Source organism: Polaribacter sp. Hel1_85, assembly GCF_000766795.1.
Classification (GTDB): domain Bacteria; phylum Bacteroidota; class Bacteroidia; order Flavobacteriales; family Flavobacteriaceae; genus Polaribacter.
Genome location: NZ_JPDS01000001.1, coordinates 387,519 through 400,802 on the forward strand (window position 1 = coordinate 387,519; position 13,284 = coordinate 400,802).

The 13,284-nt window shown below is 27.3% G+C and carries 16 protein-coding genes; 13 read left to right on the forward strand and 3 right to left on the reverse strand.

Going from position 1 to position 13,284, the window contains the following annotated elements:
* The first annotated feature begins 259 nt into the window (after positions 1-259).
* Positions 260-910, forward strand: a complete 651-nt coding sequence (locus PHEL85_RS01615; RefSeq protein ID WP_036820183.1) for a hypothetical protein — start codon at positions 260-262, stop codon at positions 908-910.
* Here PHEL85_RS01615 and PHEL85_RS01620 read toward each other — a convergent pair.
* Complete coding sequence (locus PHEL85_RS01620) at positions 898-1,512, reverse strand: class I SAM-dependent methyltransferase (protein WP_052108474.1); 615 nt, start codon at positions 1,510-1,512, stop codon at positions 898-900. The genes PHEL85_RS01615 and PHEL85_RS01620 overlap by 13 nt on opposite strands.
* Positions 1,513-1,805: 293 nt before the next feature.
* On the opposite strand from PHEL85_RS01620, the gene PHEL85_RS01625 reads away from it, so the two are divergent.
* Genes PHEL85_RS01625 through PHEL85_RS01640 form a run of 4 tightly spaced genes read left to right on the forward strand, consistent with a single transcriptional unit; the run spans position 1,806 to position 4,708 of the window.
* The gene (locus PHEL85_RS01625; protein ID WP_036820186.1) at positions 1,806-2,372 is read left to right on the forward strand and encodes an RNA polymerase sigma factor; all 567 of its coding nucleotides are present in this window, start codon (positions 1,806-1,808) and stop codon (positions 2,370-2,372) included.
* Positions 2,362-2,886 (forward strand): hypothetical protein, encoded by a 525-nt coding sequence (locus PHEL85_RS01630; RefSeq protein ID WP_036820188.1) that lies wholly within the window; start codon positions 2,362-2,364, stop codon positions 2,884-2,886. The genes PHEL85_RS01625 and PHEL85_RS01630 overlap by 11 nt, the downstream gene beginning before the upstream one ends.
* Positions 2,870-3,949: a hypothetical protein gene (locus tag PHEL85_RS01635; RefSeq protein ID WP_036820191.1), complete on the forward strand. Its 1,080-nt coding sequence runs from the start codon at positions 2,870-2,872 to the stop codon at positions 3,947-3,949. Before PHEL85_RS01630 ends, PHEL85_RS01635 begins: the two co-directional genes overlap by 17 nt.
* A gap of 27 nt (positions 3,950-3,976) precedes the next feature.
* A complete protein-coding gene (locus tag PHEL85_RS01640) occupies positions 3,977-4,708 on the forward strand; it encodes a head GIN domain-containing protein (protein WP_036820194.1) in 732 nt (243 codons plus the stop codon).
* A gap of 1 nt (position 4,709) precedes the next feature.
* Here PHEL85_RS01640 and PHEL85_RS01645 read toward each other — a convergent pair whose 3' ends face one another.
* Positions 4,710-5,522 (reverse strand): DUF1853 family protein, encoded by an 813-nt coding sequence (locus PHEL85_RS01645; RefSeq protein ID WP_036820198.1) that lies wholly within the window; start codon positions 5,520-5,522, stop codon positions 4,710-4,712.
* Positions 5,523-5,599: 77 nt separating this feature from the next.
* Here PHEL85_RS01645 and PHEL85_RS01650 point away from each other — a divergent pair, with 77 nt between their 5' ends.
* The 5 genes from PHEL85_RS01650 to PHEL85_RS01670 all read left to right on the forward strand — a co-directional run bounded on the left by PHEL85_RS01650 (position 5,600) and on the right by PHEL85_RS01670 (position 9,061).
* Positions 5,600-6,271 carry a DUF2461 domain-containing protein gene (locus PHEL85_RS01650; protein ID WP_036820200.1) on the forward strand — a complete coding sequence of 224 codons (672 nt, stop codon included), beginning with the start codon at positions 5,600-5,602 and terminating at the stop codon, positions 6,269-6,271.
* A gap of 121 nt (positions 6,272-6,392) precedes the next feature.
* A complete protein-coding gene (locus PHEL85_RS01655) occupies positions 6,393-6,788 on the forward strand; it encodes an acyl-CoA thioesterase (protein ID WP_036820203.1) in 396 nt (131 codons plus the stop codon).
* Between the two features lie 30 nt (positions 6,789-6,818).
* Complete coding sequence (locus tag PHEL85_RS01660; RefSeq protein ID WP_036820205.1) at positions 6,819-7,940, forward strand: DEAD/DEAH box helicase; 1,122 nt, start codon at positions 6,819-6,821, stop codon at positions 7,938-7,940.
* 29 nt (positions 7,941-7,969) lie between these two features.
* Positions 7,970-8,593 (forward strand): trimeric intracellular cation channel family protein, encoded by a 624-nt coding sequence (locus tag PHEL85_RS01665; protein ID WP_036820207.1) that lies wholly within the window; start codon positions 7,970-7,972, stop codon positions 8,591-8,593.
* A gap of 3 nt (positions 8,594-8,596) precedes the next feature.
* Positions 8,597-9,061 (forward strand): MaoC family dehydratase, encoded by a 465-nt coding sequence (locus tag PHEL85_RS01670; protein ID WP_036820209.1) that lies wholly within the window; start codon positions 8,597-8,599, stop codon positions 9,059-9,061.
* A 39-nt stretch (positions 9,062-9,100) separates the two neighbouring features.
* Here PHEL85_RS01670 and PHEL85_RS01675 read toward each other — a convergent pair whose 3' ends face one another.
* Complete coding sequence (locus PHEL85_RS01675; RefSeq protein WP_036820212.1) at positions 9,101-9,535, reverse strand: hypothetical protein; 435 nt, start codon at positions 9,533-9,535, stop codon at positions 9,101-9,103.
* A 111-nt stretch (positions 9,536-9,646) separates the two neighbouring features.
* Here PHEL85_RS01675 and PHEL85_RS01680 point away from each other — a divergent pair, with 111 nt between their 5' ends.
* The 3 genes from PHEL85_RS01680 (at position 9,647) to PHEL85_RS01690 (ending at position 13,262) form a co-directional block, all read left to right on the forward strand.
* Positions 9,647-9,847, forward strand: a complete 201-nt coding sequence (locus PHEL85_RS01680) for a helix-turn-helix transcriptional regulator (RefSeq protein WP_036820215.1) — start codon at positions 9,647-9,649, stop codon at positions 9,845-9,847.
* A 286-nt stretch (positions 9,848-10,133) separates the two neighbouring features.
* On the forward strand, positions 10,134-10,586 hold the full coding sequence (locus tag PHEL85_RS01685) for a cold-shock protein (protein ID WP_036820217.1): 453 nt from the start codon (positions 10,134-10,136) through the stop codon (positions 10,584-10,586).
* A gap of 159 nt (positions 10,587-10,745) precedes the next feature.
* Positions 10,746-13,262 (forward strand): outer membrane beta-barrel family protein, encoded by a 2,517-nt coding sequence (locus PHEL85_RS01690; RefSeq protein WP_036820220.1) that lies wholly within the window; start codon positions 10,746-10,748, stop codon positions 13,260-13,262.
* The last annotated feature ends 22 nt before the right edge of the window (positions 13,263-13,284 follow it).

Sequence of the window (13,284 nt, forward strand, 5' to 3'; positions counted from 1 at the left end):
AAAATCAATATCAATGTTATAATTTTAATTTACTGATAATTAGTTAGTTGTAAAACAATTATCCAATCATCAACACTATAAAAACAATTGTTGTGCCAAGGTTTATATATTAACATTTTAGTAGTACTAATACTAAGTTTATTAATTTAAAAACTTTATTATAAAAATATATTACCGTTTAACTATTCTTTTGACTACTTTACGATGTGATTTCTGAGGGGGGATTTCAGTTTTTTATAAATTATTAATATTCATGTATATGAAGTCCTCTTTTATCATAAAAAAAATAATAACTGTTGTGTTTTCCAGGAACTACTTAGATATAAAGTATGATGATAATTATTTTAGACATATTCTTAGAAAATATAAAAACATAGCTTATTACTCTAATTTACAAATACAATGTAACAATAAACAAGGTGTATCTACAAATAAAGAAGTTTGTTATATAAATAAATTAAATTTTGGTAGTAGTCTTAAAAAGGTAAAGAAAAATATACCTAATAATGAAGTATATATAAAAAAATATTTGTCTAATTCTATAATTCTACTTTTTAAAACTATTGTTGGTGGTTATTCTGCAGAATTATCATTGCATTTTCATAAAAATAGTTTGTTTTTATTTAATTACACGTTTTCAAATTTATCAAAAGAGGATAAAATTATGATAAACAATATTCTTGTAGAAAAATATTTAAATGGAAATACTGAAGTAAACTTTTCTACTCAAAAAATAACTGATAATTTTGGTAATCATATTTTTACTGAAGATGATGTTTATTATACTATTAACTATATTTCTTTAACACATAATTTCTTTAATTTAATAAGTTATGAAGGAGTAGAGTTAAATAAAAAAAGAATAGAAAATGAAAAGTTTAAAAAAGAAGAATTATATTATAAATTATAAATTATGGTTGTAATTATACCTTGGTTCTTTTCTAAAGTATGAGTTAAAAGTTGTTTTTCTCCTTTTATTTTTAAGTGAAAAGGTGCTTTTAAAAGATTGATTCCGCTTTGTTTTTTTATACGAATTCCTTGTCCAGAAATAATGTCTTTGTTTGGTGTGAAATCTCCATTTGGTAGATGTTCAGTAAGAATTACATATTTATAATTGATGAATTTTTCTGTAACTTTTTGTACTTCTGCATTCGATAAATGTTGTAAAACTTGTCTAACAATTATACAATCTGCAGCAGGTAAATGGTCTTTAGCAATATCTAAACATAAGAAATCTAAATTAGCTGCATTAAAAACATTCTTATTATAATCAATTAGATTTTCTACAATATCTACTGCAACATAATTTTTTGTAAAATCTATAAAATGTTTACCAATATTAAAATCTCCACAACCTAAGTCTAGTACAGAAATTGGTGATTTAAATGATTTTAAAAATGAGGTAACAACTTCAATATATGGTTTTACAATTTTTGGTTGATGAGAACCATCTCCCGAATAAAATTTAGAATTATTAGATCCCCAAAGATTCATTTTATATACTTGTTCCATTGCCTTTTTGGTTGGCCAAGGTTTTTTGTTTTTTTCTGCCAATTTTTTATTATAATTTATTCAAAAGTAAGATGAAAATTCATTTAAAAAAATATTACAAGTATCTTAAATCTTTATTTTATCTAAAAAGATTAACTTAGCTTGTATCAAATTTTAAGTTTTATAAAAAGTTAAGGCAGTAATTCAACTTTAATTAAATCTTATTTAATAGTTTCTTTTTAAAAATGTTATTTTTATTTCAACAAACTGTCACAAATTAAAAACAGTTTTGTCTATAATATAGAAACGTTTTATTGGAAGCTAATCAACCACATATAACCAAACTTATAGAACGCTGCAAAAAGTCGGATAAAAACGCGCAGTTAGATTTATACAAAGCTTATTACAAAGCCATGTATAATACTGCATATCGTATTTTAAAAGATAATTTTGAGGCAGAAGATATTATGCAAGAAGCGTTTTTAACGGTTTTTACAAAAATGGACTCGTATAAAGGCGAAGTAACTTTTGGAGCGTGGTTAAAAAGAATAGTTATCAATAAAAGTTTAACACAATTAAAGAAAAACAACCGATATCAAGAAGTAAAAATGGAAGTGATTCCTAATGATGAAGTAGAAGATGAAGCAATTGATTATGCTGGTTTAAAAGCAAAAAGTGTGTTGAATTGTTTACAAAGTTTAAAAGAAAATTACAGATTGGTTTTAACCTTACATTTAATTGAAGGTTATGATTATGAAGAAATAGCTCAGATTTTGGACTATACAAACGAAAATGTTAGAACAACAGTTTCTAGAGCAAAAAAGAAATTAAAGCAAGTTTTACTTGCAGAAAATATAGAATCACAAGCGTATGGAAGATAAATTACATCAATTTTTTTCTGAAAATGAATTCGATTTTCAAGAACCACATTCTGGTCATTTAGAACGTTTTGAACGCAAACTAAATCAGCCAAAGAAAGTGAACAGAACTTCTTGGAAATGGCTGTCTGCAGCAGCATCTGTAGTTCTAATATTTGGTTTTTGGTTGGGGAGTAATCATCAAAAAAGTCAGTTAGATTTGGCAGATGTATCACCAAAAATGGAAGAAGTACAAACGTACTTTGTTTCTACCATTCATCAAGAATTAAAAACTTTAGAAAAAAACAGAAGTTTAGACACAGAAAGTATTATAGAAAATGCTTTAGAAGAATTAGAAGAGTTAGAAGACGAATACAAAGTTTTTGTAAAAGAACTAACAGAAAACGGACAACAAAGAAAAATTATAAACGCAATGATTAGAAATTACCAACAGCGTTTAGACATTTTAGAAAGTACATTAAAACAAATTGAACAAGCAAAGAATCCTAATATTTTAAACAATGAAGTCTATATATAAAATTACACTCCTTTTTATCTTAATTCCACTGATAACAATGGCTACAGATGGACCAAAAAAGCACGAAAAAAGTAGAGTTATAAAGAAAAAATATGCTGTAAATGCAGATGCAAAAGTATCTTTAGATAACAGATATGGAAATTTAAACATTACAACTTGGAACAAAAATAGTGTAGAAATTGAAGTTACAATTACTGTAAAAGGTGATGATTTAGATGATGTTGAAAACAAACTATCTATTATTGATGTTGTTTTTAATGCAACTTCTTCTTTAGTAGAAGCAGAAACCATTTTTGAGAATAATAAAAGCAGTTGGTCTTGGTGGAAAAAGAGCAATAATGTGAATTATAAAATTAATTATGATGTAAAAATGCCAAGGTCTAATTCTGTAGATTTAGATAATGATTATGGTAATATTTATTTAGATGAATTAGATGGTAGCGCAGATATTAATTGCGATTATGGTAAAATTTCTATTGGAGAATTAAACTCATCTAACAATAATATCAATTTAGATTATTCTTCGAGTTCAAGTATAAATTACATGAAAAATGGAGATGTAAATATTGATTATTCGAAATTAACTATAGAAAATTCAGAGAAAATTAGAGCAAATACAGATTACTCAACTTTAAAGTTAGAAAAAGCAGGAACTGTTAGTTTTAACAGCGATTATGGCTCAATTACAATTGATGAAGCTATAAATATTAAAGGAAATTCTGATTACTTATCTATGAAATTTGGAACTATTCATAAAAATTTAACCATAGAAACAGATTATGGTTCTTTAAAAGTTCAAAATTTAGCCAAAGGTTTTGAAACTGTAGATATTGATGGAGAATATGCAGGTATAAGAATTGGTGTAGATCCAAATGCAGTTTTTGAGTTTGAATTAGATTTACAATATGCAGGTTTTAGTAGAGATGATGATAGAATGGAATTCTTTAAAAGCATTTCTAAACCCACAAAAAAATATTATCAGGGTAAATTCGGAAAAGGAAATACCAATTCTAAAATTAAAATTAGATCTCAATATGGAGGTGTAAGTATCAAAGAAAACTAAAAAAAATAACAACCAAATAACACTATTATGAATAAAAAAATACTTTTAACGAGTTTGATTTTAACCTTAACTTTTGCTGTAAATGGGCAAGATTGGTTTAGCAATAAAAAAATAAAAGGTAATGGAAATGTAGTTACAGTAAATAGAACAACTTCTGATTATGATGCAGTTTCTGTTGGTGGTTCTTTTGATGTAATTCTTGTAAAAGGAAAAGAAGGAAAGATCACTATTGAAGGAGAAGAAAATATTATACCTTATATAGAAACAGAAGTTTCTGGCGACATTTTAAAAATTAAGTTCAAGAAAAATACAAATATTAGAACTACAAGAAGATTAACAGTAACTGTACCTTATAAAACTATAGAAAGTGTTGCGTTAGCGGGTTCTGGAAAAATTACTTGTAATTCTATTATTAAAGCAAATGATTTTAAAGCAAGTTTAGGAGGTTCTGGAGATATTACTTTAAAAGTAGAAGCAGATGAAATTAAAGCGTCTATTGGTGGTTCTGGTAACATTAATTTAGAAGGGAATTCTAATGAGTTAACGTGTTCTATTGCAGGTTCTGGAAGTGTAAGAGCTTATGGTTTAGAAACGGATGAAGTTTATGCAAATGTTGCAGGTTCTGGAAGTATAAAAACAACAGTAAAATCTAAAATTAAGGCAAAATTAGTAGGTTCTGGAAGTGTATATTACAAAGGAAATCCTACACATGTAGATAGTAAATCTGTTGGTTCTGGTGATATTGTTGATAGAAATTAAATTACCACCAAACTAAAAATATTTTTATAAGTGTTCCATTTTGCTTTTTCATCCAGCAAAGTGGAGCGCTTTTTCTTTGGATGTAATCTTGGGCAAGAATTTGAAAGTTCTCATAATTCAACCAGTTTACATTTTTATGCGGAATTACAATCCAACCTTTTTTATTAGGAATATAAAATTTACAATTTTTAAATTCTAAAAGTTCTTTTTGGTTGATGTAAAACCCAACAATACAATCTTGGTTTAAAGTTTCTAATTGTAAACTTTTACTAGAAAACGGAACAAATAATTGTCCTTTAAAATATACTTGTTGTTCAATTTTATTAGAAGTTAAATTGATGGTTTTTAAAAAACTTTTACATTCATTAGAGTAGAGAAGAGGCAGTTGTTTTTCTTTTAATTTAGTAAGTTTTTCTACTAAAGAATCTTTTCTGTTTGGACCAATAAAGTGTTCAATTTCAGTGTTTCCAACAGAAGAATCATATAAGTAGAATTTGTAAATCACTTCTAAATGAATTGGTTTTTCTTCTCTTTTAATGATACAATCTAGTTCTCCTAAAGTAATTTTTTCTTTCTGAATTTGAATGTTTTCAGATAGAATAGAAATATCTTTTTCTTGTTCTAGCTGAAAAGAAACCAAACGTTCAATATATTTTCCTAAACGTAGTTTTTCATTGATGTCTATATCAATTTTAGTCGATTTTGTTTCAATATCAAATTGAAGAATTTCATAAACAACATTGTCTTTCCACAAACAATTGGTTTGTAGAAATCCTTCATAATGTTTTTGTAAATCTTTGTTTTGTTGATGCATTTTAAATGTCAAATTTACGGATTTATAATTTTCATTTATAGAATAATTTGTACATTGAAAATCTAAAAAATATCAGAATGCAATTTCAGAAAAACAGTTTTCAATTTTTAAAAAATTTACAAAAAAACAATAATAGAGAATGGTTTACAGAACACAAACCAAAATTTGTAGAAATTCAAAAAGAAGTGAAAGATGTATTTTTAGAAATGCAATCGAATTTAGAAATGCATGATGAAATAGAAAAAATGAAAATCTATAGAATTTATAGAGATGTTCGTTTTTCTAAAGACAAAACGCCTTATAACCCTAGGTTTGCAGTTTCTTTTTCTAGATTAGGAAAGCATCTGAGAGGTGGTTATTTCTTACAAATAAAACCAGGAGAAACTTTGTTAGGTGGTGGTTTTTGGCAACCAGAAAAACACGATTTACAAAGAATTAGAAAAGAAATAGAACAAGATGCAACTGAATTTAGAGAAATATTAGAAGACAAAGAGTATATAAAATACTTTGGAGGTAAATTTGGTGGAGACGAATTAAAATCTGCTCCAAGAGGTTTTGATAAAGAACACAAAGACATCGATTTATTGCGTAAAAAAGGTTTTATTGCTGTAAGAAATTTTACAGATGCAGAAGTGCTTTCTCCAACATTTTTAGAAGAATTAGACAAAAGTTTTAAAGCTTTACGTCCTTTTTTTAACCTGTTTAGTGATGTCTTAACGACTAACTTAAATGGTGAATCTATAATCTAGTTTAAAAGTTTAAAAGTTTAAAAGTTTAAAAGTTTCCAGTAGTAATGTCATTTCGAAATGAGCTTTTTTAAGCGATTGAGAAATCTTTTTTCTGTACATTAATTTATAAAAATCACTATAATTGAAAAACATTTTTTCCTTAACCATAAAAGTTTCTAAAGAAGATATAGACGCTTTGCAACATGTAAATAATTTAGTCTATGTAAAGTGGATGGATAAAATAGCAACTACTCATTGGAATCATTTAACTAAAGAAAATCCATTACCACAATATGTTTGGGTAGTAAAGAGACATGAAATAGATTATTTGAAACAAGCTGTTTTAGGAGATGAAATTACGGTAAAAACCTGGGTTGGTGAAACACAAGGAATTACATCTGTTCGATTTATGGAGTTTTATAAAGAAGATCTTTTATTGGTAAAAGCCAAAACAATTTGGGTAATGTTAGATTCAAAAACCTTTAAGCCTACAAGAATTAGAGAAAATGTTTTAAAAGTATTACAAGCTCTTAAATAAAAGTATCTTTGCACAAAATTAAGATACAAAATGTCAACTTTTTCTACATTAGGGATTCATAAAGATTATATTAAAGCAATTAAAGAATTAGGGATTTCTACACCTTCAGAAATTCAAGAAAAAGCTATACCTGTTTTATTGGGTTCTGCTACTGATTTTATTGGTTTAGCTCAAACAGGTACTGGTAAAACTGCAGCTTTTGGTTTGCCTGTTTTACATCATATAGATGCTAGTTCAGATAATATTCAAGCTTTAATATTATCACCTACAAGAGAATTAGTTCAGCAAATAAAAAAACAACTATTTAAATTCACAAAATATAGTGATGATAAAATTTTTGTTGAAGCTGTTTTTGGTGGAGAAAAAATTGACAGGCAAATGAATAATTTAAAGAGAACAACTCATATTGTAGTTGCAACTCCTGGTAGATTAATAGATTTAATAGAAAGAGGAAGTGTAGACATTAGTCATGTTAAAACTGTTGTTTTAGATGAAGCTGATGAAATGTTAAGTATGGGTTTTAAACAAGATTTAAATAGAATCTTAAAATTCACTACAAAATCTGATAGAAAAACATGGTTGTTTTCTGCAACAATGCCAGAAGAAATTAAAAGAATTGTTAAGACATATATGGATGCGAATGCTCCAAGAATAGAAGTTAACAAAAACGCTTTGGTAAATGCTAATATTCGTCATCATTTTGCAAAAACTACTTTAAAAGAAAAAGCAGACGATATTGTTACATTTTTAGAAAAAAGACAAGACCAAAGAGGAATTATTTTTTGCAGAACAAAAGCAGGTGCACAAAACTTGGCTACATTTTTAATAGAAGAAGGTTTTTCTACAGCAGCATTAGAAGGTGATATGCAACAAAAAGAACGTGATAAAGTAATGCGTGCTTTTAAGAAAGAAAATTTACAGTATTTAGTTTCTACAGATGTTTCTGCACGTGGAATTGATGTGAGTGGATTAGAGTTTGTAATTCATCATCAATTGCCAGAACAATTAGAATATTATACACACAGAAGTGGAAGAACTGCAAGAGCAGGAAAAACAGGTGTTTCACTTGCGTTTATTTTGCCTTCAGAAATTTCTAAAATTCATGAAATTCAGAAAGAATTGAATATAAAGTTTTCTCAAGTTACAGTCTAAAGTCTTTTAATAATTTTAAATTGATATAAATGGATCTCATTTATGTTTTGGATATTTTAGGAACCTTTGCTTTTGCAATTAGTGGAGCTTTAGTAGCTTCAGATAAAAAATTTGATTTATTTGGAGTTTTAATTATAGCCTTTGTTACAGCAGTTGGAGGAGGAATGTTGCGTGATGTTTTAATGAATGCACATCCAATAAATTGGATTGGAGATTTGAATTATTTATACACAATTCTTGCTGCAGTTATTTTTACTTTTTTGTTTAAAAGTAAGATTGCACATTTAAGTAAAACTATGTTTTTGTTTGATACCATTGGTATTAGTGTTTTTACTTTGTTAGGATTAGAAAAAGGTTTGTCTTTTAATTTACATCCAATTATTGCTTTAATAATGGGTATGATTTCTGCAGTTTTTGGTGGAGTTTTACGTGATGTTTTAACCAATAAAATTCCATTAATATTTGAAAAGGAAATTTATGCTTCTGCATGTTTAGCAGGAGGAATAACCTATTTAACATTGAACTATTTTAATGCTCCAGAAAATATAATTTTTGTAATTTCAGCATCTGTTATTGTTGTTATTAGAGTGATTGCAGTAAAATTTCATTTACAATTGCCCAAAATAAAAGACGATTTATTTACTAAAAACTAAAATATGAAAGCATTAGAATTTATTGATTTCGAAGATTTTAGAAAGATAAAAGGAGCACAGTTACCTGTTGGAGATTGGTATACAATTACACAAGAGATGATTAATGATTTTGCAAATGCTACTTTAGATAAACAATGGATTCATGTTGATGAAAAGAGAGCAGCCAAAGAAAGTCCTTTTAGAAGTACAGTTGCACATGGTTTTATGTCAGTAGCAATGATTTCTAAATTATTAGAAGAAGCTTTTACTATTAAAAGTGTAAAAATGGGATTGAATTACGGATTAAATAAAGTTCGTTTTCCAAATCCTGTTCCTGTAAATAGTCAATTAAGAATGATTACTGTTGTAAAGGAAATAGAAGAAATTGCAAATAATGGCATAAAAGTTACCTTTTCTTGTACTATTGAAATAAAAAGACAAGATAAACCTGCTTGTGTTGCAGAATTTATTGCAGCTTTATTTGAATAAAAAAGAGCTACAAAATGTAGCTCTTTTTATATTATTATTCTAAGATAGAATACCATCATCAGCACATTTTTTAGAGTACCAAACTAAAAATACTCCAATAACTAATACCATAAGTGGCATTATCATTTCTAGTGGTCCATAAACATCCATAGCTCCGCTAATAAAGAAATTATAAACCATTTGTACTATAATTCCTATTAAGGAAATAACAAAAATAGATTTAGCCATAGCTTTTCTCATTAAAAGCAGAATACAAGCTAATAATCCACCCCAAACTGCAATTGCAAATGCGGCTGTTACCCAAGTAGGTATATTTTCATATAAAGCTTGCTGATCTTCTGGTAAAGCAGCTTTCATATCGTCTGTCATAAAAGCTTGACCTAAATAAGCCATAACTCCCATTAAATTCCAAATTAGAGCAATTATACCAATTACCCAAAATGATGTTGCAGGTTTGTTTGTGTTTTCTTTCATTGTGTTTCGTTAAAAGGTTAGATAATTTAAATGTACAAAAAAACCTTGTATAATTTAAAAAAGTAAAGTAAACTTGTCTAATTATAGAATTTATTAGGGCGAGTAAATAGTATGAAAAACACCTTAAAAGTTCAACGTGCAATTTTGGATTTAACGCAAGATGATTTAGCGAAAGCTATTGGTGTTTCAAGACAAACCATTAACTCTATAGAAAAAAGTAGATATGTACCTTCAACAGTTTTAGCTTTAAAGCTATCTAAAGTATTTGGTATTTCTGTAAACGATTTTTTTACTTTAGAAGAAAATGATTGATTTTTAATTAAAATAAAATTATAATTAGTGACTGTTATGTGTTTAGTTTTTTTTGATTTAATAAAATATATCCTAATTTACTATTAGAAAAAGTTTAAACATACATACTACTTTAACCTTTAGATGTTAAAAATTTATAAATATCATTTAGAAATACTATCTTTGTAGCATTAAGAAAGAATACACTCCACTCAATACACTAGTTAGCGTTAGTTTGATTTTGAATTTTCAGTTAGGTATTTTTATCTTATCAGAAATATTAATTTAAAAAACTCTTATATTTTTAATGGCAAAATCGCAACAAACATTTAGTAAAAGTGAAAAAGAAAAGAAACGTTTAAAAAAACGTTTAGACAAGCAGAAAAAAATGGAGGCTAGAAAGGCCGAAAAAGAAGAAAAAGGTTCAACAGGAATTCAGTTTGCATATGTAGATCATAATGGAAACTTAACTGACACTCCACCAGATCCAGATTTAAAAGTGGAATATGAATTAGAAGACATTCAAATTTCAGTAACCAAAAAAGAAGATTTACCAGAAGAAGATCCTGTTAGAAAAGGAAAAGTATCTTTCTTTGATTCTTCGAAAGGTTTTGGTTTTATTATAGATTTAGAAAACAACGAAAAATACTTTACACATGTTAGTGGTTTAATTGATGAAATTACTGAAAACGATAAAGTTTCTTTCGAATTAGAAAGAGGAATGCGTGGTATGAACGCTGTTAAAGTGAAAAAAGTTTAACAATTTCCTTAAATTATATATAAAATCCTTCTATTTAGAAGGATTTTTTTTTGATATCAATAATAGTTTTCTAGCTAATAAACCTTATTATTATATTTAGTCTAATAAGCTGAATAAATGTAATTTTACCAACTTAAATTTTAGATAAAACCTATTTCGATGAAATTAATAAAAAGCATATTTTTATTTTTGACTTTTACAATCTGTCATATTACTACAGCTCAATTAACTGGAAAAGTTGTTGATAATGAAGATAATTATCCTCTAGAATACGCAAGTGTAGCAATTTACAAAACCTTAAATAAAAAATTAGTCGTTGGTACTATAACAAATAAAGAGGGTGTTTTTTCATTTTCTGATGTAAAACCAGGAAATTATTATTTAGAAACTTCTTTTTTAGGATATAAACTTTACACAATTAAGTCAGTTGTAATTGATAAAAAAGGAGTAAAAAAAGATTTAGGAATTATTAAACTAGTTTTAGGTTCAGGAAATCAATTAAACGAAGTTGTTGTTAGAACAGAGAAACACGCCGTTTTACATAAAATTGACAGACAAGTTTTTGATACAAAAAAATACCAAAGTACTGTTGGTGGTAATGCTGTAGATGTTGTTAAAAATTTACCTTCTGTAACTATTGATGGTTTAGGAGATATTAGTGTTAGAGGAAGTAAAGGTTTTACAGTTTTAATAAACGGTAAACCAACTCAAGGAGATGCTAGTACTGTTTTAGCACAATTACCTGCAAATGCTTTAGAAAGTGTAGAGTTAATCACAGCGCCTTCTGCTAAATATGATCCTGAAGGAAAAGGTGGGATTTTAAATATTATCACTAAAAAAGGAGCAATTAATGGAACTTTTGCTCAAGTGAATTTTCGTGGAGGATTTCCTTCGATAGAAGACTATGATACTAAAGTTGCAGCAAAAAGATATGGAATTGATGCAACAATCAATAAAAGAACTGACAATTGGAATTTCTCAGTTGGAGCAAGTTATCAGAGAAACGATAAATCGGGTAGAAGGGAAGGAGATATGTATATTGTGAATGCTTCAGAAAATAAAACAACTTTTTTACCTTCTGATGGAGAACGTAGTTTTGATGAAGTTACTTATAATGGACGATTTAATGTTGATTATACGCCAAACAAATCAGATACTTATTCTTTAGGATTTTTTGCTGGAAAACGAACAAAAGAGCGTTTAGCAGATATTGTTTATTATGATAATCATTCAATTTCTCCAATTGGTGGTGCAAATCATGATTATACGTTTGCATATTACAATCATAATTTAAGAATTAGAAAAGGAGATTTTGCTTTAGGTAGTTTTGATTATTCTCATCAATTTGATAATAAATCTAAAATATCGACTTCAATTTTATATGAATACACTTTTTTAGGAGGACCAACAGAGAATGATAATTTAGGTCATCCTGATAATAATATTGTGTATCAAAAAGAATATAATACAAATGATAATCCTTTATACGGAACTCGTTTTAACTTAGATTATCAATGGAAACCTTTTTCTTTTGGTAGTTTAGAAACTGGTTATCAGTATAGAGATTTAGATCATACAGGTAAGTTTGTATATGAAAGAGATGGTGTACAAGTTCCAGAATTTTCTAGTGATGTTAGCTTAAAAAGAAAAATCCATTCTGGTTATGCGCAAATTACTGGTTCTAAAAGTAAATGGGATTATAATGCTGGTGTTCGTTTAGAATCTATGGATAGAGTTTATAAAGAAGCTTTACAAAGCGAAACTACAGAAAACGTATACAATTACGATTTTGTAAAGTTATTCCCTTCAGCGTCTTTACAATTTAAAATAAATGATAAAACAAATATTAAAACTGCATATAGTAAAAGAGTAGAAAGAACTACAACTTTTAAAATGAATAGTTTTGCAGAACGTGAGCATTCTGAAGTTTTTGAACAAGGAGACAATACTTTATTACCAGAATTTATAGATTTAGTAGAATTAGGAATTACTAAGAAATTAAAAGGAGGGAATTCTATTTATGCAACCGCTTATTTTAGACATGTAGATAATGTTATCAATCGTGTAAATACTTTGGCATATCAATCTAATGGACAAGTTATAGATAGTATTATTAATAGAGTATATTCTAATGTTGGTAAGAGTAATTCTATTGGTTTAGAAGTTGGAGCAACGATAAAACCAACAAATAATTGGAGTAATTTTATAGGTGTAAATGTGTATAATTATGCAATTGATGGAGTTTTAAACTTTAGGCATAGAGATGGAATTGAAAGAAATTATGACATTGATTCTAAATCAACAATTTATTCTTTCAATTTAAATTCTACATATAATTTCTGGGAGAATGCTTCTTTGCAGTTTACTTTTAATTATTTGTCTGATAGAAATACAGCTATGGGAGAAGATTCTCGTTTTTACTCACCAAACTTAACGTTCAGAAAAAAGTTTATGGAAGATCGTTTAACAGCAACTTTACAATGGCAAAATATTGATATGGGACTTTTTAAAACTAATGAACAACGCATTACAACATCAAGACCAAATCAATTTTATACAACTACAAACTATGTATATGAAGTTGATGCAGTTTCGTTAAATCTATCTTATACTTTTAATGCTGCTAAAAATAAATCGAAATTTATTGATAGTGAATTTGGAAAGAGAGAGTTTTAATAAACAATATACATTAAAAAAG

What these genes read in the sequence shown, in the direction of transcription:
- PHEL85_RS01615 (WP_036820183.1), top strand. Translation starts at nt 260, where the DNA reads ATGAAGTCCTCTTTTATCATAAAAAAAATAATAACTGTTGTGTTTTCC.
- PHEL85_RS01620 (WP_052108474.1), bottom strand. Translation starts at nt 1,512, where the DNA reads ATGGAACAAGTATATAAAATGAATCTTTGGGGATCTAATAATTCTAAA.
- PHEL85_RS01630 (WP_036820188.1), top strand. Translation starts at nt 2,362, where the DNA reads ATGGAAGATAAATTACATCAATTTTTTTCTGAAAATGAATTCGATTTT.
- PHEL85_RS01635 (WP_036820191.1), top strand. Translation starts at nt 2,870, where the DNA reads ATGAAGTCTATATATAAAATTACACTCCTTTTTATCTTAATTCCACTG.
- PHEL85_RS01640 (WP_036820194.1), top strand. Translation starts at nt 3,977, where the DNA reads ATGAATAAAAAAATACTTTTAACGAGTTTGATTTTAACCTTAACTTTT.
- PHEL85_RS01645 (WP_036820198.1), bottom strand. Translation starts at nt 5,522, where the DNA reads ATGCATCAACAAAACAAAGATTTACAAAAACATTATGAAGGATTTCTA.
- PHEL85_RS01650 (WP_036820200.1), top strand. Translation starts at nt 5,600, where the DNA reads ATGCAATTTCAGAAAAACAGTTTTCAATTTTTAAAAAATTTACAAAAA.
- PHEL85_RS01660 (WP_036820205.1), top strand. Translation starts at nt 6,819, where the DNA reads ATGTCAACTTTTTCTACATTAGGGATTCATAAAGATTATATTAAAGCA.
- PHEL85_RS01665 (WP_036820207.1), top strand. Translation starts at nt 7,970, where the DNA reads ATGGATCTCATTTATGTTTTGGATATTTTAGGAACCTTTGCTTTTGCA.
- PHEL85_RS01670 (WP_036820209.1), top strand. Translation starts at nt 8,597, where the DNA reads ATGAAAGCATTAGAATTTATTGATTTCGAAGATTTTAGAAAGATAAAA.
- PHEL85_RS01675 (WP_036820212.1), bottom strand. Translation starts at nt 9,535, where the DNA reads ATGAAAGAAAACACAAACAAACCTGCAACATCATTTTGGGTAATTGGT.
- PHEL85_RS01680 (WP_036820215.1), top strand. Translation starts at nt 9,647, where the DNA reads ATGAAAAACACCTTAAAAGTTCAACGTGCAATTTTGGATTTAACGCAA.
- PHEL85_RS01685 (WP_036820217.1), top strand. Translation starts at nt 10,134, where the DNA reads ATGGCAAAATCGCAACAAACATTTAGTAAAAGTGAAAAAGAAAAGAAA.
- PHEL85_RS01690 (WP_036820220.1), top strand. Translation starts at nt 10,746, where the DNA reads ATGAAATTAATAAAAAGCATATTTTTATTTTTGACTTTTACAATCTGT.